The sequence below is a fragment of the Pseudoalteromonas sp. Scap06 genome, assembly GCF_013394165.1.
Classification (GTDB): domain Bacteria; phylum Pseudomonadota; class Gammaproteobacteria; order Enterobacterales; family Alteromonadaceae; genus Pseudoalteromonas.
In genome coordinates this window covers 2,609,897-2,633,873 of sequence record NZ_CP041330.1, presented here as the reverse complement: position 1 = coordinate 2,633,873, position 23,977 = coordinate 2,609,897, and the positions used below count along the sequence as shown (strand labels likewise).

General features: G+C 40.5%; 20 protein-coding genes. 15 read left to right on the top strand and 5 right to left on the bottom strand.

The window, feature by feature from the left end; translation table 11 throughout:
* Window positions 1–206: 206 nt before the first annotated feature.
* Genes pdsO through FLM47_RS12215 form a run of 3 tightly spaced genes read left to right on the top strand, consistent with a single transcriptional unit; the run spans window position 207 to window position 3,561 of the window.
* A complete protein-coding gene (gene pdsO / locus FLM47_RS12225) occupies window positions 207–932 on the top strand; it encodes a sortase-associated OmpA-like protein PdsO (RefSeq protein ID WP_036956574.1) in 726 nt (241 codons plus the stop codon).
* Between the two features lie 26 nt (window positions 933–958).
* A complete protein-coding gene (locus tag FLM47_RS12220; protein WP_178956500.1) occupies window positions 959–2,959 on the top strand; it encodes a marine proteobacterial sortase target protein in 2,001 nt (666 codons plus the stop codon).
* Window positions 2,956–3,561: a class GN sortase gene (locus tag FLM47_RS12215; RefSeq protein WP_178956499.1), complete on the top strand. Its 606-nt coding sequence runs from the start codon at window positions 2,956–2,958 to the stop codon at window positions 3,559–3,561. Before FLM47_RS12220 ends, FLM47_RS12215 begins: the two co-directional genes overlap by 4 nt.
* On the opposite strand, the gene FLM47_RS12210 is transcribed toward FLM47_RS12215, so the two are convergent.
* Window positions 3,456–4,415 carry a DMT family transporter gene (locus FLM47_RS12210; RefSeq protein ID WP_178956498.1) on the bottom strand — a complete coding sequence of 320 codons (960 nt, stop codon included), beginning with the start codon at window positions 4,413–4,415 and terminating at the stop codon, window positions 3,456–3,458. The two genes, FLM47_RS12215 and FLM47_RS12210, sit on opposite strands and share 106 nt — an antisense overlap.
* A gap of 131 nt (window positions 4,416–4,546) precedes the next feature.
* Here FLM47_RS12210 and proB point away from each other — a divergent pair, with 131 nt between their 5' ends.
* From proB to gltX, 3 genes are all read left to right on the top strand, one after another.
* Window positions 4,547–5,650, top strand: coding sequence for a glutamate 5-kinase (gene proB, locus FLM47_RS12205; RefSeq protein WP_033102848.1), 1,104 nt, complete (start codon window positions 4,547–4,549; stop codon window positions 5,648–5,650).
* A gap of 106 nt (window positions 5,651–5,756) precedes the next feature.
* Window positions 5,757–6,116 carry a glutathione S-transferase N-terminal domain-containing protein gene (locus FLM47_RS12200; protein ID WP_008111110.1) on the top strand — a complete coding sequence of 120 codons (360 nt, stop codon included), beginning with the start codon at window positions 5,757–5,759 and terminating at the stop codon, window positions 6,114–6,116.
* A gap of 50 nt (window positions 6,117–6,166) precedes the next feature.
* Window positions 6,167–7,651: a glutamate--tRNA ligase gene (gene gltX, locus FLM47_RS12195; RefSeq protein WP_008111109.1), complete on the top strand. Its 1,485-nt coding sequence runs from the start codon at window positions 6,167–6,169 to the stop codon at window positions 7,649–7,651.
* Window positions 7,652–7,718: 67 nt separating this feature from the next.
* Here gltX and FLM47_RS12190 read toward each other — a convergent pair whose 3' ends face one another.
* Both FLM47_RS12190 and FLM47_RS12185 read right to left on the bottom strand, forming a co-directional pair.
* Window positions 7,719–8,570: a CPBP family intramembrane glutamic endopeptidase gene (locus FLM47_RS12190; protein ID WP_178956497.1), complete on the bottom strand. Its 852-nt coding sequence runs from the start codon at window positions 8,568–8,570 to the stop codon at window positions 7,719–7,721.
* A gap of 88 nt (window positions 8,571–8,658) precedes the next feature.
* Window positions 8,659–9,054, bottom strand: coding sequence for a hypothetical protein (locus FLM47_RS12185; protein ID WP_178956496.1), 396 nt, complete (start codon window positions 9,052–9,054; stop codon window positions 8,659–8,661).
* Between the two features lie 156 nt (window positions 9,055–9,210).
* Between FLM47_RS12185 and FLM47_RS12180 the strand changes: the two genes are divergently transcribed.
* The 5 genes from FLM47_RS12180 to FLM47_RS12160 all read left to right on the top strand — a co-directional run bounded on the left by FLM47_RS12180 (window position 9,211) and on the right by FLM47_RS12160 (window position 14,834).
* Window positions 9,211–9,915 carry a DUF3581 domain-containing protein gene (locus FLM47_RS12180; RefSeq protein WP_016900441.1) on the top strand — a complete coding sequence of 235 codons (705 nt, stop codon included), beginning with the start codon at window positions 9,211–9,213 and terminating at the stop codon, window positions 9,913–9,915.
* Between the two features lie 91 nt (window positions 9,916–10,006).
* Complete coding sequence (locus tag FLM47_RS12175; protein ID WP_138570835.1) at window positions 10,007–11,254, top strand: DEAD/DEAH box helicase; 1,248 nt, start codon at window positions 10,007–10,009, stop codon at window positions 11,252–11,254.
* A 191-nt stretch (window positions 11,255–11,445) separates the two neighbouring features.
* Window positions 11,446–12,429 (top strand): sensor domain-containing diguanylate cyclase, encoded by a 984-nt coding sequence (locus FLM47_RS12170; RefSeq protein ID WP_178956495.1) that lies wholly within the window; start codon window positions 11,446–11,448, stop codon window positions 12,427–12,429.
* Window positions 12,430–12,558: 129 nt separating this feature from the next.
* Window positions 12,559–13,098: a heme NO-binding domain-containing protein gene (locus tag FLM47_RS12165; RefSeq protein WP_138606890.1), complete on the top strand. Its 540-nt coding sequence runs from the start codon at window positions 12,559–12,561 to the stop codon at window positions 13,096–13,098.
* Window positions 13,099–13,100: 2 nt separating this feature from the next.
* Window positions 13,101–14,834, top strand: coding sequence for a response regulator (locus FLM47_RS12160; RefSeq protein WP_178956494.1), 1,734 nt, complete (start codon window positions 13,101–13,103; stop codon window positions 14,832–14,834).
* Between the two features lie 91 nt (window positions 14,835–14,925).
* Here FLM47_RS12160 and FLM47_RS12155 read toward each other — a convergent pair whose 3' ends face one another.
* Window positions 14,926–15,882, bottom strand: a complete 957-nt coding sequence (locus tag FLM47_RS12155; RefSeq protein ID WP_178956493.1) for a methylenetetrahydrofolate reductase — start codon at window positions 15,880–15,882, stop codon at window positions 14,926–14,928.
* A 249-nt stretch (window positions 15,883–16,131) separates the two neighbouring features.
* Between FLM47_RS12155 and FLM47_RS12150 the strand changes: the two genes are divergently transcribed.
* The 3 genes from FLM47_RS12150 (at window position 16,132) to FLM47_RS12140 (ending at window position 21,016) form a co-directional block, all read left to right on the top strand.
* Complete coding sequence (locus FLM47_RS12150) at window positions 16,132–19,014, top strand: pitrilysin family protein (RefSeq protein ID WP_178956492.1); 2,883 nt, start codon at window positions 16,132–16,134, stop codon at window positions 19,012–19,014.
* A gap of 521 nt (window positions 19,015–19,535) precedes the next feature.
* Entirely contained in the window at window positions 19,536–20,354 is an 819-nt protein-coding gene (cysE, locus tag FLM47_RS12145; protein ID WP_008110273.1) for a serine O-acetyltransferase, read from the top strand.
* Window positions 20,355–20,371: 17 nt separating this feature from the next.
* Window positions 20,372–21,016, top strand: coding sequence for a hypothetical protein (locus FLM47_RS12140; protein ID WP_178956491.1), 645 nt, complete (start codon window positions 20,372–20,374; stop codon window positions 21,014–21,016).
* Between the two features lie 15 nt (window positions 21,017–21,031).
* Here FLM47_RS12140 and xseA read toward each other — a convergent pair whose 3' ends face one another.
* Window positions 21,032–22,366: an exodeoxyribonuclease VII large subunit gene (xseA, locus tag FLM47_RS12135; protein ID WP_178956490.1), complete on the bottom strand. Its 1,335-nt coding sequence runs from the start codon at window positions 22,364–22,366 to the stop codon at window positions 21,032–21,034.
* A gap of 134 nt (window positions 22,367–22,500) precedes the next feature.
* Here xseA and guaB point away from each other — a divergent pair, with 134 nt between their 5' ends.
* Window positions 22,501–23,970: an IMP dehydrogenase gene (gene guaB, locus FLM47_RS12130; protein ID WP_008110278.1), complete on the top strand. Its 1,470-nt coding sequence runs from the start codon at window positions 22,501–22,503 to the stop codon at window positions 23,968–23,970.
* The last annotated feature ends 7 nt before the right edge of the window (window positions 23,971–23,977 follow it).

Genomic DNA, 23,977 nt, shown 5'->3' with positions numbered 1-23,977 from the left:
TTAAAGCGCACTATAACGAAGTTTTCGTGCTAAGTAAGGTGAAAAAGGCAATTGCCATTTTTTTGCCACAATTGCTCAGCAGTTTGCCATTTTTACTCCCCTTTGTTGCCACTTCATGGTGTTTTAATACAGCTATTGAAATTACCAATACAACGCAAGTGCCAACCAATAGCTTGCCAACCATTATTAATAGTAAGGAATAGACCATGAAGAAAACATTAATCGCACTCACACTTGTTAGCACTTTTTGTACGCCAGTATTTGCTGCGGATACCCCATCAAAAGAAGCAAAAAAAGAAACAATAGTTGGCCTGAGCACCGGTGCCATTATTGGTGGCGTGGTTGGTGGCCCAATTGGCGCGTTTGTAGGCGCATTTGCTGGTGGTTTGATTGGCGATGCCAAGGTGGCTGAGCAAACCATTGCTGAGCAGCAGCAAGCTTTAACTGTAATGGCAGAGAAAACCAACGACTACCAGCACGTACTTAATCATAACAGTCACCTAGAGGCGCAACTTGAACTACTGGCGCAACAAAATGAGCAATTAACTCAATCGCAGCTTAATAATTTATTGGCGATGACGGTGCAATTTAAAACAGGCTCTAGCGATATTGCTCCACATTTTGCCAAGCAGCTTGATCAATTGGTTGCGTTATTAAAAAGCCAACCGCAACTCGCACTCGATTTAAGTGGCTTTGCCGATCAGCGTGGTGAAGAGCAAGCAAACTTATTACTTTCAAAAGCCAGAGTAAACGCCGTACAAAGTTACTTAATTAAACAAGGTGTAAGCCATATACGTTTAAGCGCACAAGCATTTGGCGAGCAACAAAGCATAGCAAATAGTAACACCCTTGAAGATAACTTTTTTGACAGGCGCGTTACTCTCACTACCCGTGCGCTTAATCAAACGACTGATCAAACAGCAAGCAATTAATCGCAAGGCGTTCGATGGAGTGATTTATGTTGAGTAAACCCACCAAAGTGCTTACCAAGGTAAGCCTTTTTATTTTTATTATTATCGTGCTTTTGGCCAGCTTTAAAAGCCATGCACAGTCGCCAAAACTATCCTTGTTTGATAGCCAAGGAGTGGCGGTTAACCCTGGGGTTATTTTAAAAAGCGATGCAAAAATGACCCTAACAGGGCTAATTAATCATGTTGTAGTAACGCAGCACTACATAAATGAAAATCCTTTTGCCGTAAATGCACGTTATTTATTTCCTTTACCCGATGAAAGCGCCGTGCAAGCAATGACCATGCGCATTGGCGAGCGAGTTATTAAAGGTAAAATAGCAAAAAAACGCCAAGCTGAAAAACAGTACCAAGCTGCCAAAAAAGCAGGCAAACAAGCTTCATTGCTGCGACAGCAGCGTGCAAATATGTTTATTACAAATGTGGCAAATGTAGGGCCAGGAGAAGAAATAGTTATAACGCTTGAGTATCAAGAGATTATTGATTACCAACACGGAATCTTTGCGATTCATTTTCCAACCACAATGACGCCACGCTATCATGCAATAACAGGGGAAGTTAACGATGAACAAGATACACATGCGATAACAAGCACTAACACACCTTCGTTTACTCCACAGGGTTGGTTAAGCCCTGTTTACACAAAACAAACCAATGAGGCGGCAAATGCCAGCGATTTAAGCTTAACAATTAACATGGATATAGGCTTAGAATTGGTTGATATAAACGCTAAGTACCATCAAGTTAATATTGAAAACCCTGCATTTGGGCAATACAGCATTGTGCTAAAACCACAGCAAGCCATAAATAGAGACTTTGTACTTGAGTTTAAGCCACTTCAACTAGCGCAAGCGCAAGCTGCACTTTTTACTCAGCAAGCACAAAATGGTGAGCAGTATGCGTTAGCAATGCTAATGCCGCCAAGCGATAGCTTTACTCAATCTCAGCGTTTACCGCGTGAAATGGTGTTTGTAGTTGATACTTCGGGATCTATGCATGGGCAGTCTATTGAACAAGCTAAAAAAGCGCTGTTTTACGCATTATCATTATTAGATAGTGATGATAGCTTCAATATTGTCAGTTTTAATAGTGAGGTTGCAGCCATGAGTGAGACCCCATTAATTGCCAGTGACTTTAATTTACGTCGAGCAGAGCGCTTTATTTATAACTTACAAGCCGATGGCGGAACTGAAATAAAAGGCGCACTTGATGCAGTACTCGATGGTGCGCAGTTTGAAGGGTTTGTACGCCAAGTTGTATTTTTAACCGATGGTAGCGTAAGTAACGAAGATCAGTTATTTAAACATATTGCGCATACCTTAGGTGATAGCCGTTTATTTACCGTGGGCATTGGTAGCGCGCCTAACCGTTATTTTATGCGTCGTGCCGCTGATATAGGCAAGGGAACTTACACCTTTATAAGCAGTGCTCATGATGTGCAGCCGAAAATGCAGCAGTTGTTTGATAAACTTGCTCACCCGGCTATGACTAATTTAGCGTTAACAAATACAAATGGAGACAGCTTAGATTTTTGGCCCTCACCTTTGCCTGACCTATATTTTGCTGAGCCTATTATGGTGGCTATTAAATTAGACACTACCGATGCAATTACTTTTACGGGGCAAACGGCGCATGGGGAGTTTAAGGTTAAGCTTAATCCGCAAGCAAGTTCAAAAGCCACGGGAATTGATAAGCTTTGGGCACGTCAAAAAATAAAGTCGTTATTGTTATACAACCAACAAAGTGTTGTAAAACAGCAAGTGCAGCAGCTCGCGCTTGAGCATCAATTACTTAGCCCATTTACTGCGTTCATTGCCATAGAAGAGACCACTATTAAAGAAGTTGCTAAACAAAGCACACAAGTGGCTAATACTATGCCACAAGGAATGACCATGCGCTTGCCGCAAACAGATGGGCAAAGCAAAATGCATATTGTGTTTGGAGCATTACTACTTCTAGGTGGTCTGTTGTTAGTAAGGCGCTGTAAATGAAAAAGTGGCTAAGCATAGGTTTACTAGCCTTGGGGCTGAGCTTGTTTGGCCATGGTGTATACATGCAGGCAAAGGCATGGCTTGCACAAGTGTTAATAGAGCAAGCTTGGCAAACAGCCCTTAAATCGCCTAATAAAAAAATTAAGCCGTGGTTTTATGCTGATAGTTACCCAGTGGCAAAAATAATATGGCCAAAGCATAATAAACGACTAACCGTGCTTGATGGTGCAAGTGGTAGAAATTTAGCGTTTGCGCCGAGCCACTTTTTACCAGCAGGGGATTTAGGTGGGGCTGATTTTGGTAATTCGCAAGGAGCACTTATTGCTGGCCACAACGATACCCACTTTGCGTTTTTAAAAAACGCTAAAGTGGGGGAACAATTTTCTCTACAACTTAAAAATGGCCAAGTGCAACATTATTCAGTGACTCATGTTGAGGTGATTAATCAGTACAACACCGATTTTTTGCAGCAATCAGGGTTGTATTTATTAACCTGTTACCCTTTTGATTCACTGGCCTCGGGTACCGATTTAAGATGGTTAGTGTCGGCAGAAATATCCTCACCCGAAGTTGAGTTAGGAATATCGACCACTAGTTCTTGATGGCGTTGGCTAATCATTACGCCTATAAACACCACAAAAATGCTGATCCACTGCCCAAGAGTTAGTACTTCGTTGAGGATAATGGCTGACAAAATTAAAGTGAAAATAGGGATTAAATTAGAGTAAGCTGCTGCAGTTAATACCGACACTTTACTAATCGCATAGTTGTACATGCCGTACCCACCCAAAGTAACACAAGAGCCTAAGTACAAAATGCTCATTAGTGCGGTTAAATCGTGTTGGTTTTCACTAGGTAGATCAATAAATAATAAAAACGGAGCAAAAAACACACTACCACTCACGCCTTGCAGAGCAATTAATGTGAGTGGGGAGTAGCGGTTAGCTAAATGTTTTATACACACGGTATAAAATGCCGCGCACACCATGGCCATTAATTCTAAAAAATTCCCCAGTAATGGGTTTGGGGCTTGGCTTGAACTCGGTGAGAGCAAGGTCAGTAAAATACTACCGCCAATACACAGCGTAAAACCCACCACAATAGCTCTACTAATATGCTCTTTGAGCATGAAAAACGCTAAAAATGCCACAATAATGGGTAAACAAGAAACAATCACCCCCGCCTGAGACGCTGAGGTATATTCCATTGCGTGGCCTTCAAATAAAAAGTACAAGCAAGGCTCTGCCAGTGACATGCCTAATAAGTACTTCCAATCGCCTTTTAAATATTCAAAGCGAATTACGTAACGCCATAAACATAACGAAATCAGTAAAGTGGTGAGCATACGTAAAAATATCACCAAGGCAGGGTCATAAATCGCAATCGCGTATTTAAGTGCAATAAAGGAGCTACCCCACAAAAAGGTGGCAATAATTAAACATAAACTGGCAGGCATAAGGTGTAATTTAATCGGTTGAATATAGTGCGATCCTAGCATGCAGAGGGGGTGATTGAATATTTTTTACTTGTTCAAAAATACCGAACTGGTATAAATAAATTCATCATTTATTGCGCTAAGTAAAAAACATGCAAAGGGATCAGGTCGTAGTTGTAAAGCTAGGTACAAGCGTACTCACTGGCGGTACCGATAAGTTAGACAAAGCACATATGGTGGAACTTGTTCGCCAATGCAGTGAGCTAAAAAAGCAAGGTCATCACGTTATTTTAGTATCAAGCGGTGCGGTTGCCGCAGGTCGCGAACAGCTATTAAAACCCTGTGGGCGCACATTAATAGACAAACAAATGTTGGCCGCCATTGGACAGGGGCAGCTCATTCATATTTGGCAAAGCTTATTTGCGTTGTATGGCATTAACGTCGGGCAAATGCTACTAACGCGCGCGGATGTTGACGACAGAGAGCGCTATTTAAATGCACGCGATACCCTCAATGCCCTATTAAATTACGATGTAGTGCCGATCATTAATGAAAATGACGCAGTTGCTACTAGCGAAATAAAAGTAGGTGACAACGATAACTTGTCGGCATTGGTGGCTATTTTAGCCAATGCCGATAAGTTACTGCTACTGACCGACCAACAAGGGTTATTCACCAGCGATCCGCGCACCGACATTAACGCCACCTTGATTGACGAAGTTACCCATATTAATGATGAGTTACGCCAACTTGCGGGTGGCAGCGGTACGAACCTAGGCACAGGGGGTATGGCAACCAAATTACAGGCCGCGGATATTGCCAGAAGAGCTGGGGTTGAGGTGATTATTGCCAAAGGCGCTGATGAAAATGTGATTTTAAAATGCATGAGCGAGCAACTACCAGGCACCCGTTTTTTAAAACTTACCGCGCCTAAAGATGGTCGAAAAAAATGGTTATTGGCAGGGCCTAAAAGTAGTGGCCAAATTTTAATTGATGCCGGTGCGGTGCATGCATTGCAATCTAAGGGGGCTAGTTTACTTGCTAAAGGTATTACGCGTGCAATAGGTGAATTTGAACGTGGAGATTTAATTAACTTAATTGATGTAAACCAGCAAATTATTGCACGCGGGTTAACGCGCTTTAGCCATCTTGAAATCGATAAAATAAAAGGCGCACATTCTAATCAAATCAGCCATTTACTTGATTACGATAGCGGCGTGGAAGTGCTACACAGAGATGATATGGTGGTGTTGTAATTAAGCACTTTTTTAACGATATAGCGCAACGTATAATCCGCTTATAGTGTTGCGCTTTTTTGTGTTAAAATCTTGCACCTTAAATTTGTTGTAAAGAGTATTGAAGATGAAATTAGTTCGCTGGGTTTTAGGTTGTATCATCTTATTTTTTAATTTTGTTTTTACGCCGCGTAGCAAAAAACGTGATCCGCAAGAGCAAACTAAGCTTGATCAGCAAACCGCACAATTTAAGCTCTATCAATTCAAAGCATGCCCTTTTTGTGTAAAAGTACGCCGTTCAATTAAGCGTGAAGGCTTAAAAATTGAAACACGCGATGCAAAAAATGATGAGCAATACCGCCAAGAGCTATTAGAGCAAGGCGGAAAAGTTAAAGTACCTTGTTTACGTATTGAGCAAGATGGCCAAGTTAAATGGCTTTATGAATCAAACGATATTATTGCTTACTTAAACAAAGTAGCCGCTTAAAATATTTATTGGTATTTCATACCATCTCACTTATTAAAAGAGACATTACCATGACAATTCGTACCCGTGTTGCTCCGTCACCAACTGGTGACCCGCATCTTGGCACCGCTTACATTGCCTTATTTAATTACTGTTTTGCTAAACAGCAAGGCGGTGAATTTGTACTTCGTATTGAAGATACTGACCAAGTTCGCAGCACACCTGAATCTGAACAAGCCATCATGGATAGCTTACGCTGGTTAGGCCTTGAATGGGATCATGGTCCTGATGTAGGTGGTGAGTTTGGTCCATACCGTCAATCTGAGCGCAGTGATTTATATAAAAAATACGCTCATCAGTTAGTTGAAGACGGCAAAGCATTTTATTGTTTCGCAACCAGCGAAGAACTGGACCAAATGCGTGAAGAACAAATGGCCGAAGGTCTGCGTCCTAAATACGATGGCCGTGGCTTAAACCATACAGAAGACGAAATTAAAGCAAACCTAGCTGCTGGTAAACCGTACGTTATACGTATGAAAATCCCAAGCGAAGGTACCTTTAAGTTTAACGATTACCTACGCGACGAAATTGAGATCCCGTGGGAAAACGTAGACATGCAAGTGCTATTAAAAGCGGATGGTTTTCCAACTTACTTTTTAGCAAACGTGGTGGATGATCACCATATGCAAATTAGCCATATTTTCCGTGGTGAAGAGTGGATAAACTCAGCGCCTAAGTTATTAAAACTTTATGAAGATTTTGGTTGGGAAGCACCGGTACTAGGTCACTTACCATTACTGCGTAATCCAGATAAATCAAAACTGTCTAAGCGTAAAAACCCAACTTCGATTAATTACTACAAAGAAATGGGTTACTTACCAGAAGCGGTGCTAAACTACTTAGGCCGTATGGGTTGGTCAATGCCTGATGAGCGTGAAAAGTTCACCCTTAACGAAATGATTGAACATTTTGACATGAAGCGTGTATCGCTTGGTGGCCCAGTATTTGACGTAGACAAGTTAAGCTGGTTAAACGGTATGTGGATCCGCGAAAACTTAACTGATGCAGAGCTAATGCAGCGTTTTGTTGACTGGAAATTTAATGGCGACATGCTGGCTAAAGTATTACCAGAAGCTAAAACGCGTATAAATACGCTCTCTGACATGGTTGATTTAGCAGGGCACTTTGTAGGCGGCATCCCGACCTACGACCCAGCGCTATTAACCGCAGGTAAAGCTGACGAAGATGTTATTCGCCAAGCGCTGCAGTTTTTTGTATGGCAGCTAGAAGGCTTACGTAGCTTTGAAAAGCCAGCTATTTTTGCAATTGCAAAAGAAGTAGCCACCTTCCACGAGCTTAAAATTAAAGACTTCTTAGAGCCTATATTTGTGGCTATTACCGGCAAAACATCATCAACTTCGGTATTAGATGCAATGGAGATTTTAGGGTCTGACCTATCGCGTGCACGTTTACGTGTTGCGCTTGCCCATTTAGGTATTTCTAAAAAGCAGGCTAAAAAGATAGAACGCGCATACCGTGATTACCCAAGCGCGTAATTAATCCTAATTCAGGTTAGCTATTTAAAAGCCGCTTAAATTAAGCGGCTTTTTTGTGCCTGTAATTCTAAGATGGAGTTGCCAGCATCGGGTAAGTAAATAAGAAAAAGTGAAACACGTTAACGAGCCAATGACATAAAATGGCCCATTCTAATCGGCTTGTTTTATAGTAAATATAGCCATAACCAAAACCTGCTACGGCCGCCACAAGCATATAATGAGTTCCAGCTGAAAAGTGTGCCAGTGAAAATACACAAGTACTGATCACCGGTGCGAGCAGTGCAAACCTGCTCGGGGTTATTAGTTTTGAAAGCTTAGTTTGTATCACTCCCCTAAATAATGCCTCTTCTGCAACGCAGGTAAAAAGTAGGTTGATAGCTATAAATAACAACCAAAATTCAGGTACTTTTGGTGCAAATTCAACAAGGTTTAACGTTAAAGCAGTTATAAGCGCCGCTAAAATAGTGATAATTATGATTAAGGCAGGGTAGCCGATAGTTACTGGCTTTATCGTTTTGTTTTTTGCAAAAAAATAAGCGCTCAGCATTAAACCCGCTAATGCTTTATCGAAATTAGCATACAGGGTAAATGCAATTGCGTTACTGGTGACTTGTTCATTAACAACAATTGGCAGGTTATTAAAACCCGCAAACCAATGTAAGGCTAACCCGAGTGAGGCTATTATAAATAAAGACGTTAGAACATTACCTTTTAACGCTGAGGTTGCCAATAGCGTAAAGTGAAACAATCCCACATAAACAGCTATAACAGCAACCGCGTTTAAATTTATATATTCTTGATAATAGGCAGTAATAACACTTAGCAGCAATAAGTATTGCCATAATGGTTGGCGAAATACAGTGAGTTTACACTGTGGGAAAACACATAAAATAGCGGCAGCTAAAAAGTAAAAAGTCATTGGCAAATACAGCTTGTTGTTTGATAGAGGGAAATGAGAGAAAACGAATTACATAGCGTTATAGTTTCAATTAGATAATTTTGAGCTATTAATAATTATAGGCTTGTCCTGTACAAATAACGGCTAAATCACAATTGTAGCGAGATACTGATTGGCACTGCTCTAGTGTAAATGCATTGCCACCTAAATAAAGCACATCATTTTTAAGGGATTCTATAGCTTGTGATTTCAAACGGTTATAGGTAATTGAGGATGTTCGCGTATTATCTGATTCATCGCAGCTTTCGCCTTTTATTCCACCAAGGGGGCTTGCACCTCTATCGAGAGCGTCCTGAATACTGTAAAACTGCTCTAGGCCACGTTTTTTAATGTGGCTTGAAACGTGTTCTGATAAAACGTCGTCGTCGATATTGGTTGTGTAAGTAACGTTATTACAGCCAGTTAAAAATGAAACCGCACATATTAATAAAGAAAAATACTTCATTAGTTAATCCCTTAAACTCGTATTTGCCTAATTTACTTAGTTAATTAGTGGGTTGCAAATTATCATTTTTCGCCTTTATTAAACAGATTCGACCTCTCAAGATTTTTTTTCTGGTAGTATAGCTAGGTTATAAGCAGTTTAAGCAGTGAACACACTATGTTAAGTCCTTACTATCAGCAGCATGCTGATTATGTTTCAATTTCTCGTGAGCAAGGTTGTCGCTTTGCTAAATGTGTAGCCGACGACTACAACCCGCTTCATGATAAAGACGCTAAAAAGTTTTGCGCACCAGGAGACTTACTTTTTTCTCTAGTGTTAGACCGCTATGGCATTAGTGAGCGAATGGAGTTTACCTTTGCCGGTATGGTTGATGAAAATACCAAGCTAAATTTTCCAGAACAACCTGGAGAAGAGTTTGATGTAAACCATGGCGAAAAAGTAATTTTAAAGGTTAAACGCGATGGTAAAACCAGTAAATGCCCAACACTTACAAACAGTTTAATAAAAAATTATGTTGAGTTCTCAGGTGCTGCGTTCCCGCATGTAATTATTCCTTTAATGGGCAAGCAAGAGGTAATGATAAACCCTGCGCGTCCTATGATTATTTATGAATCAATGATAATTAACCTTAATAACATTGATATTAAATCACCGACTCTAGAGTTTGCAGAGCCAAGCTTTGAATACGCTGGTAAACGCGGCAAAATAACCTTGCGCTTTAATTTATTAGAAAACGGCGAAAAAGTGGGTTTTGGTGAAAAACACATGGTCGTATCGGGTATTCGTGAGTACTGTCAAAGCACCGTAGATGATTTAATTGCATTTTATAATGAACGTAAAGCCACATTAAAACCGGCTTAAATACTTCATTTTATATAGGCGCTATTTAGCGCCTTTTTTATTACTAAAGCTCAGGTATAATAGCGTTCTTTGTTATTTTAAAGCCAAGCTTATGTCTGCCACATCGTTCTCATCACTAGCCCTAGACCCGTTACTATTAACGGCAATAGAGCAAAATAATTACACTACGCCTACCGCCATTCAGCACAAAACGATACCGCCAATTTTAGCGGGCAAAGACGTTATGGGCAGCGCTCAAACTGGCACCGGTAAAACAGCCGCTTTTGTTTTACCGCTATTACACAAGCTTTTAAATACCGCTAAAAAAGACGAACCAGGCATTGCTCGTGTGGTTATTTTAACGCCCACTAGGGAGCTTGCTCAGCAAGTATTTGCAAGCTTTGAAAAATACGCACAAGGTACAGATATAAAAGGTGCACTTGCCTATGGTGGTGCAAGCATTGGTCCACAAATCAAAGCACTTAAAACAGCGCAAGTAATAGTGGCAACGCCAGGGCGCTTACTTGATCATATAGTGAAGGGCAGTGTGGTGCTTTCAAGCGTGGACTCTTTAGTATTTGATGAAGCAGACCGTATGCTTGATATGGGTTTTATTGACGAAATTAAACGAATACTGCGTCATATCCCAGGCGATCGTCAAACCTTACTGTTTTCCGCCACCTTTGATGACAGTGTATTTGAGCTGAGTAAAAAATTGCTTAAAGATCCTGAGCTTATTGAAGTTGATAAGCGCAACTCTGCTGCTGTAGAGGTTGAACAAGTTATTTACGCAGTAGATGAAGACAGAAAGCGCGAACTGGTATCGCACATGATTGGCATGAAAAACTGGCGCCAAGTACTTATATTCACCCGCACAAAACAAATGGCCGATAAGCTTGCCAAAGAAATGTGTAAAGATGGTTTAAAAACCGAATCTATTCATGGTGATAAATCACAAGGTGCTCGCGACCGCGCATTACAAAACTTTAAAGAGGGTAGTACGCGTGTTTTAGTAGCCACCGATGTAGCGGCGCGCGGTTTAGACATACCGGCACTTAAATACGTAATTAACTTTGAATTACCATATATAGCTGAAGATTATGTGCATCGTATTGGCCGTACAGGACGAGCTGGCGAGCAAGGCCTTGCAATGTCGTTAGTGAGTCTTGATGAGCAATGGCTACTTGAAGAAATTGAAGTACTGCTTGATACGCGTTTAGCCCCACAATGGCTTGAAGGCTACGAGCCCGATTTAAATAAGCCGCCAAAAGACAACCGCAAAAACACTAACAAAGCGCGTAAAGATCGCGATAAAAAACGTATTACAGGGCAAAGAGCGCCAAATAGACGCCGAAAGTAAAAATTAGAGTGTTCTTAAAGCACAATTAAGTTACTAAATATCTTTAATTATTCCATTATTTGCGTTTGAGTATAGGTACATTTTACATCTACTCTTTAATTTTGAGTCAATGTAATTAATACAGTGATTAATACTACCTTTTAAGCATTTTTTTTTGCCTATACTTAGGTAAATAATAGCGGGGGTATAAAATGTTTGAGACTGATAAGTGGGCATTTACTGGCCTTGATGGTCAGATATCACTAGATAAGTGGCAAAAAATAATTGATTTAATTGCTGAGTTATTTTCAGCTCCCTCCGGATATATAGTACAGGCAACAAGCATAGGTTACCGAGTAGTTATCAGAAAAAACGAGGGTGGGTCAACCTTTGAGACCAACCCTACTATTCCTCCTGAAAGTGATATGTTTTGTAGGCATGTGGTCGAAAGTGACAATCTCTTATATGTTAATGATGCTGCTAGTACTGAAATGTGGAGCGCCATGCCTGAGGTAGTTGAAAATGGCGTTAACTCCTACTTAGGTTTACCCATTCACTGGCCGCAAGGAGATGTATTTGGGACGCTTTGCTTAAAAGACAACAAAGAAACAAACTATACGAATGAATATTTTGAGCTCATTAATCAGTTACGAGACTTAATAGAAGACGATTTAGCGCTTGTATATAATTTTGAAAAAATGCGCGAAATTGCAATGCTAGACCCGCTCACTAATATTTATAATCGTCGAGCATTAAGTTTACTTGCTCAGCAAAAACTAAACCTTTCTCATCGTTTAGGTTTTGATGTGTGTTGTTTATTTATCGATATTAACGACTTTAAAAAATTAAACGATAACTCTGGCCACGAAGCGGGCGATAAAGCCCTTATTACATTAGCCACAACGTTAAAAAAGCACCTAAGAGATGCCGACATCGTGGGGCGCTTAGGAGGCGATGAGTTTGTTGCTGTCATGCAAATAAATGATAAGAGTAAACTAGACCACATTATAAATACAATTTCGATTGAGTTTGCTAATGCACTAGTATTAGATGGAATTTGCGAGTTATCACTAAGTGTTGGTTATAGTTTTTCTGAGCAAAAAAAGCAGCCATTTGAAACACTTTTAAATGATGCAGACCAATCAATGTATAAAAATAAGCAAAAATATAAGTTAAATAAAAAAATCGGTTATTAAATCGTTAATTGCTATTAACTTGTTATGCCAATATACACAGCAAACTAATTAACATATACGCATGCTATGTACGTGAATTTTTTTAGTTTGAAACTATACTTTGTTTATAGCTAATGAGTGGGTAGTTGTATGAAAGGTATTATTTTTACTGAATTTCTAGAAATGGTCGAGATCACATTTTCACCAGCAGTTGCTGATCAAATCATTGAGCAAAACGAACTGGATTCCAATGGGGCTTATACCAGTGTTGGTAACTATAATAAGCAAGAGCTTTTAAAGTTAGTGACCTCACTGAGCAGTATTGTTGATATTCCGGTTGATGTACTCGTTAAAGAATACGGTAAATACTTACTAAAGCGCTTCTTAGTCTACTATCCACAGTTTTTTGAAGAGCTCACTACAACGTTTGATTTTTTAGATACCATAGATCAGCACGTGCATGTAGAAGTTAAAAAACTATATACCGACGTTGAGTTGCCCACCTTTAAAACCAACCACTTAAGTAATACCCAAATGCAGATGATTTATCATTCAAGTAACCCATTTGCCATGCTCGCTGAGGGATTAATAGAAGGCGCAGCCGAACATTTTAAGGAAAATATAAGTATAAGCAGCGATATCAATGACGATCATCAAGTTGCTACGTTTAACTTAACATTGGTAGGTTAGATATGGACATTGCTCTTTTACAGCGCAGGTTAGAGCGAGAGCGTTTGGCGCGAAAAGAAGCTGAAAAGCTATTAGAAGCCAAATCATTACAACTTTACGAAGCCAATGAAGTGCTCAAAGGAGCGGCTGAAAACTTAGAGCAAGAGGTTGCTAATAGAACCCATGCCCTCAAACTTGCGAAACAAGATGCAGAAGCTGCAAATAATGCTAAATCAGACTTTTTGGCAAATATGAGTCATGAGATTCGTACCCCGATGAATGCAATAATTGGCATGGCTTATCTTGCTTTAGATACCGGGCTTTCTGATAAGCAACGCGACTATGTTGAAAAAATTCACTATTCGGCAGAGTCTTTATTAGGGATCATTAATGATATTTTAGACTTTTCAAAGGTCGAAGCGGGTAAAATAGAGCTAGAACAAAAAGAATTCAATTTTAATATCTTTCTAGAAAATCTTGTCAATATTATTAGCACGCTAGCATCACAAAGAAAAATTGAAGTGCTGTTTGATATTGACCCCTTACTGCCTGACTTTTTTATTGGTGATGCATTAAGGCTTAATCAAGTGCTGTTAAATTTGCTTAATAATGCACTGAAGTTCTCAACCCGCGGCAAAGTTGTATTAGCTGTAAAGTTAGCGCAAAAGGTAGACAATTTTTGCAGTGTCACTTTTTCTGTTTTAGATAATGGCATTGGAATGAGCCAAGCACAAGTAGACTCACTATTTAAACCTTTTACTCAGGCTGACGTGTCTACAACGCGAAAGTTTGGTGGGACTGGGCTTGGCTTGGTAATAAGTAAAACGTTGGTAGAACTAATGCAGGGAAATGTTTTAGTAAACAGTAAACTCAATAAAGGAAGTTGTTTTAGCTTTACTATTCCACTTAGCTATTCGACTAAAAAAAGTGAGTTTGAAATATCACATGTTAGGGCTAAGCAGGCCCTTGTTATCGAAAGTTCAGACAGTACGTTAGCATCATTACAAACGCTGCTTATTGGATTTGAAGTTAAAGTTGATATTGCAAATAATATCAACCAAGTGCTAGACCGGTTAAGCGCCTTACATGATTACGACTTTATTTTTATAGATTGGCGTACTTTAAATTTAAATAATGACAGGGCTGCGCAGTCTCTTCGAAGTGAACTCAAATTAAATGCGAAAAAGCTAATCGTAGTAGCACCTTGTGAAAATAAAGCACTCAACGAAAGCCTACTAGGATTTGCTGATAACACTTATAAAGTGCTGATCAAACCAATTATTAAAAGCACATTATACAATGTACTTTTACAAATTATGCATATAAAAACACTTAATAAGCCAGAATCACAAGAGAGCTCAGATACACAAAATGCATTACAAAAGCTTCAAGGTATTCATATTTTATTGGTTGAAGACAATCCGCTCAATCAGCAAGTAGCAACACAAATACTTCGCAAAAAAGGCTTAATCGTTGATGTTGCCAATGATGGTATTGAGGCATTAGAAGCGCTAAAAAATAAAACCTATGATGGGGTGTTAATGGATTGCCAGATGCCCCGAATGGATGGTTACACAGCAGCCAAAGAAATAAAAAAACAAGCAAAGTTTAAAAATTTACCCATTATTGCAATGACTGCTAATACAAGAGAAACCGATTTACTAAAGGCGAAAGGTTGCGGTATGAATGGCTATATTTCAAAGCCTATTAAAGTTGAAAGTATGTTTGAAGTAATAGCAAAATGGGTGTGTATTTAATCTTTTGTTTTCAATTATTTTATTAACTAACTTGGAAATATAAAAAAGGCAAGCCAGCAGCTTGCCAAGTACGGTATAAATCAGTTTAACTTTACGCTATCAGTTTCTCCGCAAGGTTGAGTTCCATTGTGGCTTTTAATAAACGGTATAAGTTAATAGACGCATCTATTTCTTCTTTACGATTGGTTAAGCTTTCAATATTTAAACCCAGTGGCACACCTAAGTGCGCACAGCTTTTTAAAATTGAGTCGAGATTTTCACGACAAATACGCACTGATTCGCTTAGTGTATTTTCCGAATCAAGCATGCGCCATTTAGTTGCCTCTGGCACCGAGATACCTAGCCACTGCATAAACTCCAAGGTTTTTTCACCACCACAAGGCGTAAAGGTTAATATAATCCGATTAGGTGTCAGGCCTTGTGCTTTGCATGTGCGCGCATAACTGGTTATTAAATCTATGGTTGCTTGTGCATTGTAAACGGCTTGAGAGATAAAAAACTGGCATCCTTGTGCTGTTTTTTCTATTAAGCGTTGGTGCTCGTTGCGCTTATTGGCATGGCGCTCAGCAATGGTTACACCACCTAAAAAGAAATCTTCAGACTGCTCTGCCAGTGTTTTATAGGCATTCGGTAAGCTCAGCTTTATATCACCTGCTGATGAAGGGCTACCCACTAACACCACGTTTTTTAAATCGTAGTCATTTTTGGTTTCATCTAACCACGCTTTAAACTCACTCACACCGCGCTGAGCTACACTTTTATAAGTAATTACATCAAGATCAGATAAGCCTCGTAAGAGTTGGCTGTACTCGCGCGGATCAACTGTTTGCTTAAATGCAAATGGACGCGCTTGCTCTGTACGGCTACTTTCATCTTGAATGTCATAAATAACTACGCCGTCATATTCAATTTCGTGTAAACGGCCTAATAACTTTTCGGCAATGATTTTTAATTGCGCTTTATCAGTCCCAATTTTTGGCGGTGTTGTGCCAATTAGGTAAACACCTTGGTTGGTGTCCTGTATTTTTTCTTGAAGTGATAAAGCCATAATCCCCATTCCAGCTTAATTTGTGATGATGGATTTAATATAGCAGCCATTTAGACGTCTAGATAGATTTATTTATTGAAAGTTTCTCAACTAACGTGAATTATTTTCATAGTTAAACCAAGTTACCAGCAATAACTGACACAGTTGTTTACATAATTAATAGGCTTAGGGCTCTTATATTTAATTACTTTACGGCATACTTAGTTTGGTAAATGTTTTAAAAATTGCTCAATTTAAAAAGGGATAACAATGAAATTTAAATTATTGGCAACTAGCCTAGCGGTATCGCTGGCTTTAACGGGTTGCGCTATGCAGCAAAGTCAAAACACGCAAACAGTAGCCCAACAAGAACAAGTTAATAAAGCAGATGAGCGTGTTTTTTCACAAGATTACCTAATAGAAGAGCTAGATAACGGCTTGCGCGTTATGGTAGTTAAAACCGATTACCCAGATGTAGTATCGCTACAAATACCTGTATCTGTTGGCTCGCGTAATGAAGTGGAAGCGGGTAAAACTGGTTTTGCTCACTTTTTTGAACACATGATGTTTAAAGGCTCTGAAAAGTTTCCGCAAGATGTGTATTCAGATATTCTAAAAAATTCAGGGGTTGATAACCGCGCCTATACAACTAACGATTACACTAACTACCACTTAAATTTTTCAAAACAGCATCTTGATAAAGTACTTGAGATTGAAGCTGATATTTTTCAAAACTTAAGCTACACCGAAGAACAATTTAGAACGGAAGCGCTAACGGTTAAAGGCGAGTACTTAAAAAATAATGCCAGTCCAATTCGTAAATTATTAAGTGCGGTACGCCAAGAAGCGTTCGATAAACATACCTATAAACACACTACTATGGGCTTTTTTGAAGATATTGAAGCCATGCCAGATCAAATGGCCTACGGTAAAGAATTTTTTGCTAAGTTTTATAAGCCTGAATATGTATCGCTTGTGATTGTTGGTGATGTTGAGCCAAAAGAGACCATGGCGATGGTTAAAAAGCACTGGGGTAACTGGCAAAAAGGCGACTATGTTGCTGATATTCCAAAAGAGCCAACTCAACAAGCGCCAAAATATGTGCATGAGCAAAACGAAGGATTACCTGGTCACTGGTTACTTGTGTCGTATAAAGGCGCCGCATGGGAGCCTCAGAAAAAAGACAGAGCCGCATTAGATTTACTCTCGCAGCTTTATTTTTCTAGCAATTCAGATATTTACCAAGAGCTGGTAGTAGAAAGGCAAATAGCGAGTCAAATGTTTACCTACAACCCAGAGACAAAAGATCCAGGGTTACTGCATGTATTTGTAAAAGTTGAAAATGCCGATGATTTAGCCACAGTACGTGATGCCATTAATCGTACGTATGCTAAAGCGCGTACCGAGTTGGTTGATAGCCAAAAACTCAGCGATTTAAAGTCTAACCTTAAATACAGTTTTATAAATGGTTTAGATTCATCGCAAGCAATTGCCTCTACACTTGCCAGCTATATGCATTTTGAGCGCGATCCTGAGGTGATTAATCAGCTGTATAAATCGGCAGACAATATCACTAGCGAAGATATTAGAGCCGTTGCAAATAAGTATTTTGTTGATAATGCCCGCACCACAATTACTATGTCGGCACTTGATAAAGCCCCTGGTTTTGAGCAAGAAAGCGACTTAAATGCCTTGGTAGCTAAGTATCAGCAAGCACCGAGTAAGCCTATCTTTAAGGTGCTTGATAAAACCAATAGCTCGCCGTTAATCGATATTAACTTATTATTTAATACCGGTGCCGCTGCCGATCCGCAGGGTAAAAAAGGCGTAGCGGCTTTAACTGCCGCAATGCTGGCGCAAGGTGGCTCAACCTCAATGAGTTACAAAGATATTAAAAAGGCAATGTATCCGCTGGCGGGTAGTTTTGGTTATCAAATAGATAAAGAAATGCTGTCGTTCCAAGGGCGTATTCATAAAGATAATGCTGCTCAGTGGTATGCTTTAGTGAGTGAGCAGCTGTTAAGCCCAGGCTTTAGAGAAGATGACTTTAAGCGCCTGAAAAAAGAAATGATCGATGGCATTAAATCAGGCTTAAAAGCTTCTAACGACGAAGAGTTGGGTAAAGAAGTGCTCTACAGCGTGCTTTATAAAGGCCACCCTTATGAAAGCTATAACTACGGTGACTTATCTGATTTAGAAGCGCTGACTCTTGATGATGTTAAAGCGTTTTATAATGCTGAACTTACACAAGCTAAACTTACTGTGGGTTTAATTGGTGCCGTACCTGAAAAACTTAAAGCACAAATGTTAGCTGACTTGGCGACACTTCCAAAAGGCGAACAAAGCCGCTTAACAATCCCTGATGCGCCAGAGCTTAAAGGTCATCATGCAACAATTGTTGAAAAGTCAGCGCAATCAACAGCTGTATCGTTTGGCTTTCCTATTGATACAATTCGTAGCAGCGAAGACTGGACTGCATTGTGGCTAGTGCGTTCGTACTTTGGTGAGCATCGTAGTTCTAACAGTTACTTGTACGAACGTATTCGTCAAACGCGTGGCATGAACTATGGCGATTACGCCTATATTGAATACTTCCCTAGGGGTATGTTTCAAACTAAACCTGATGCAAACTTAGGCCGCTCGGAGCAAATATTCCAGGTGTGGCTGCGTCCACTGCGCTCAAACAACGATGCGCATTTTGCTACCCGTACCGCATTATTTGAGCTAGATAAATTAATTAAAAATGGCATGACTGAGGCTGATTTTGAAGCCACACGTAACTTTTTAATTAACTTTGTGCCGCAAATGGTTGCTAGTCAAAATCGTCAGTTAGGTTATGCGCTAGATAGCGAGTTTTATAACACCGATAGTTTTGTAAACTACGTTACAAGCAAACTGAAAACATTGACTGTTGACGATGTAAATCGAGTGATTAAAGACAACCTACAAACCGAGAATATTCACTATGTGTTTGTTACCGGTGATGGTGAAGATATGCAAAAACGTTTAGCAACTATGCAAACCTCGCCTATGGTGTATAACACCGATAAACCTGCCGAGTTAGTGGCTGAAGATAAAGTGATTGCTGATTACAAACTGGCAATACCAACGAAAAATATTGAAGTAGTGAAGGTGGATAAAGTATTTCAATAATTTAAGTTTTTAAGTATTAAAAAATGCCCCGGAGCCTTAAGCATTGGGGCATTTTTATATTTTAGGTTGTAAATACTTGGGTCTGTTAACCTTTGCGGATTAAAATTTGTTCAAACTAGGGGCGGTTTAATCGCGGCGCGAGGTTTGTAACCTAGTGGGCTCGATAACTGCTCCTGCGTTATTCTACTGGCTTACATCCATGTAAGAATAAGTAAAAACCGAGCAAAGCTTCCGCGTCCTGCTCACGCCCCTTACCTACATCCATGTAGACAACAAAGAGTAAATCGCCTCTAGGCAGAACCCTTCGGGTAGCGCCTTCATCTACTTATGAGGAATAACCACACTGCATAGGCTCTGCCTTGCTTAAATACCAAACAGGCTGCTGCAAATTTAACCTTGAAAGGTCAACAGACCCTGGTTATATCTAATAACTAGAACAAATAACAAAGGGATTAACACCTAGGCGGCTAAATCCGTTAGAATTAGCGGTAGGCTCTTTGTACTAATCTTAAGGCATTATTATGCGTCATGAAATTTGGCAACAGCTTCGCAGTGAAGCAAATGAAGTAGTAACCCGTGAACCTCTTTTAGCGAGCCATGTGTATTCGTGTATTTTAAATCACGAATGCTTAGGGTCTGCATTGAGTTTTATTGTTGCTAATAAACTAGCTGACGCTGTGGTTTCTGCCTTTACAATCCGTGAGCTGTTTGACCAAGCTTTTGTAAAGTGTGACCGGATGCTGACGTATGTTGCTCATGATATTAAAGCGGTAAAAGACCGTGACCCTGCGGCCGAAACCTACCTTACTGTGATTTTAAATTTAAAAGGGTTTCATGCGATACAAGCGCACCGCTTAGCTAACTGCTTATGGCAACAAAACCGTAAAGAGCTTGCACGCTTTATTCAAAGCCGTACCTCAGAGGTGTTTGGGGTTGATATTCACCCTGCCTGTAAAGTAGGCCAAGGCATCATGTTTGACCATGCCACCGGTATTGTTATAGGTGAAACTGCAGTAATTGAAGATAATGTATCGATATTACAATCGGTTACATTAGGTGGTACGGGTAACGAGCAAGGCGATCGCCATCCTAAAATTAGAGCGGGCGTACTTATTGGTGCGGGTGCTAAAGTGTTGGGTAATATTGAAGTAGGCGAGGGCGCACGTATTGGTGCAGGCTCTGTGGTACTAAGCCCTGTGCCACCTCACACAACTGCTGTTGGTGTACCTGCAAAAATTATTGGTCGTCCTGATTGTGAGTGCCCGGCAGAAAGTATGAACCAAAACTTTTTAGAATACCCCGAGCCAGAAAACGAATCGCACACCAGTGCCATGCTTTAATTTTTGAGTACCTAGAAATGATATATAAAAGTAACCTTGTGGCCATGCTGCTCTGTTTTTCTTCAGGCGTGGCGTTAGCAAGTGGTTACTTTTTGTTTTTTAAAGATTCCACTGGTGTTTCCTCAGCGCCCAAACAAGCTGTAATCTCTTCGCCTAACACTCAAGTCAATAATCAGCCAACTACTTTGCAAGGTTTAGTGCAGGTTAATAAAGCCCAAGAGGCTGATCAACAAACTCAGCTAGCACAACATGTGGTTGAGCTTAATCAGCGGCTTGAAAAAAAATCAATCCAGCTTAAGCAGTCTCAACAACAGCTAAAGTTAAATCAATTAGAAAGTGTAGAGCTTGATGATGAGCTCGCAATACAGTTTGAGCAAGAAGCTGATAATCTCGAATGGAGTTACGAGCTTGAAGTCGCGTTAAATGACTTTTTAATTATTAATGAGTTTGCAGATAGCGCGGAGCTTACAGCGCTTAAGTGTAAGCAAACAATTTGCAAGTTTGAGCTTACCATAAACCAGAATGCCGTTAGTTATGGGGCTAAATTATGGCGCGAGATTAACGATAAGCTTCATCTTGAACCTTGGTGGCAGCAATTTAAACTCAGTGCATCTCAATCTAACGATGCCCGTATTGAGTTTACCGTAAGTACGCAAGGCTAGCGCTTAGCAATATGGCTAAGCTTCTACCTTTGAAATAACTTGGCCATCTACTAACTCAGTGATCAACACATCACCCACTTTTACATCTTCCACTGATTTAACCACTTTATTTTGCGCCGTTTTCGTTATGCTGTAACCGCGCGCTAATACATTAAGGGGGCTAACCGAATCAAGCCGACTCGCCTGTAAGGCAAGCGTATTATTTGCGTTTTGTAGTTGCTGCTGCATCGCTTGGTGTAACCTTGCATGTAGCTGTGCTAACTGATGGTTTGCATTTGCTAGCTTTTTATCTGGTGATTGGCGCATTAGGCGTGGAGTTAAATTAGCTAACACGCGTTCTTGCTGGTATAAACGCTGACGCATTGCCTGTTGCAGTGCAATACTCAACTCATCTAAGCGTTGTGACTTTTGGTTAAGCTGATTGCGCGGGTGGCATAAATTTAAACGATGCTGTAGCTGAGTTGCCAGTGCGCGTTTATCGGCAATGTCATGTTTAAATGCATTCGCTAAACGGCTAATTAATTGGTTAACTCTATTGTGCAGTTCTTGCGTATTGGGGCTTACTAGCTCTGCGGCCGCCGAGGGCGTTGCAGCGCGCACATCAGCGACATAATCGCTAATCGTGGTGTCTATTTCATGGCCAACAGCGCTCACAATGGGTAGTTCGCTTTGATAAATTGCACGAGCAAGTTGCTCATGATTAAAACACCATAAATCCTCTAATGAACCACCACCGCGCCCAAGAATAATCACATCGACTTCGTTACGACGATTTGCCAGCTCTATTTGCTTGATTAAATGACCATGCGCTTCTTTGCCTTGCACCATAGCAGGATAAATAACCACTTCTAATTGCGGCGCACGACGTTTTAGCACAGTTAAAATATCTTTAATTGCGGCGCCTGTAGGTGAGGTGATCACCCCTATGCGATTTATGTTTTGGGGTAGGGATTTTTTATAAACGGAGCTAAATAAACCCTCTGCAGCCAAACGCATTTTTAGCGCGTCAAACTCTTGCTTAAGTTGCCCTTCTCCTGCAGGTTCCATGCTTTCTACAATAAGCTGGTAGTCACCACGGGGTTCGTACAAAGATACACGAGCTTTAACGGTTACTTGTGCGCCATTTACAGGGCGGTAGCTTTGGTTGCGATTATTACCTCGCCACATGGCGGCTTTAATTTGCGCTTTGTCGTCTTTTAACGAAAAATACCAGTGCCCAGATGCTGGGGTGATAAAGTTTGAAATTTCACCGGTGAGTACTAAAGACGCAAAACCTTGTTCAAGTAAGGCACGTATTTCACGATTAAGGCGAGATACGGTATAAACCGTTTGCGAGGGCTTAGAAAACATAAAAACTACCAAAAAACATTTATAAACCTAGCTTATCATAAATAAATACAAAATATTATTTACTAGTGCCTGCAACGCTGTTAAAATTTGGCCGCAATTCCTTATCTTAGATCCACATGTGAGAAGTTGCCAAAATGCTTAGAATCGCTAAAGAAGCTCTTACCTTTGATGACGTACTTTTAGTACCTGGTCATTCTACTGTTTTGCCACACACGGCAAATATTTCAACTCGCTTAACGCGTGGTATCAAACTTAACTTGCCGCTCATTTCAGCATCTATGGATACTGTTACAGAAGCTCGTTTAGCTATTGCCCTCGCGCAGGAAGGTGGTCTTGGTTTTATTCATAAAAACATGACCATTGCAGAACAAGCGAAAAATGTTCGTAAAGTTAAAACCTATGAAGCAGGTATTGTTTCATACCCTGTTACAGTAACCGCCGATCTGACTATTGCAGATGCCGTTGAGCTGTCTCAGGAAAAGGGATTCTCAGGTTTTCCGGTCACCGATAGCGAAAATAACCTTGTAGGTATCGTAACTAGTCGTGATATGCGCTTTGAAACTAAGCTTGAACAGCCGGTTTCAACAGTGATGACGAAAAAAGAAAACCTAGTAACGGTTAAAGAGGGCACCGCTCGCGAAGATATCTTAAGCTTAATGCACGAACACCGCATTGAAAAGATTCTTGTGGTTGATGATGCGTTTAAACTTAAAGGCATGATCACCGTAAAAGATTACCAAAAAGCACAAGACAAACCAGATGCATGTAAAGACGAGCAAGGTCGTTTACGTGTAGGTGCTGCGGTAGGTGTTGGCGCAGGTACTGATGAGCGTATTGCTGCATTAGTTGAAGCCGGTGTTGATGTACTACTAATCGATACTTCTCATGGTCACTCTCAAGGTGTTATTGACCGTGTTGCAGCGACTCGTCAAGCTTACCCAGATTTACAAATTGTTGCGGGTAACGTGGCAACTGCCGAAGGTGCTATTGCCCTTGCAGATGCCGGTGTTGATGCTGTTAAAGTAGGTATCGGCCCAGGTTCTATTTGTACTACACGTATTGTTACTGGTTGTGGTGTACCACAAATAACAGCTATTTCAGATGCGGTTGAAGGCCTTAAAGGTCGCGATATTCCAGTGATTGCCGATGGCGGTATTCGTTTTTCTGGTGATATTGTAAAAGCATTGGTTGCGGGTGCATCGTGTGTAATGGTTGGCTCTATGCTCGCGGGTACTGAAGAAGCTCCGGGTGAAGTTGAACTTTATCAAGGTCGCTACTACAAGTCTTACCGTGGTATGGGTAGCCTAGGAGCGATGGATCAAAAAGAAGGTTCATCAGATCGCTACTTCCAAAAATCAAACCAAGCTGACAAGTTAGTACCTGAAGGTATTGAAGGTCGTGTTGCTTATAAAGGACCAATTGCAACCATTATTCACCAACAAGTGGGTGGTCTTCGCAGTGCAATGGGTTTAACCGGTTGTGCCACCATTGAAGAGCTAAACACTAAGCCACAATTTGTACGTGTTACTTCTGCTGGTATGGGTGAGTCGCATGTTCATGATGTGCAAATCACTAAAGAAGCACCGAACTACCGTTTAGGCTAATCAGCCT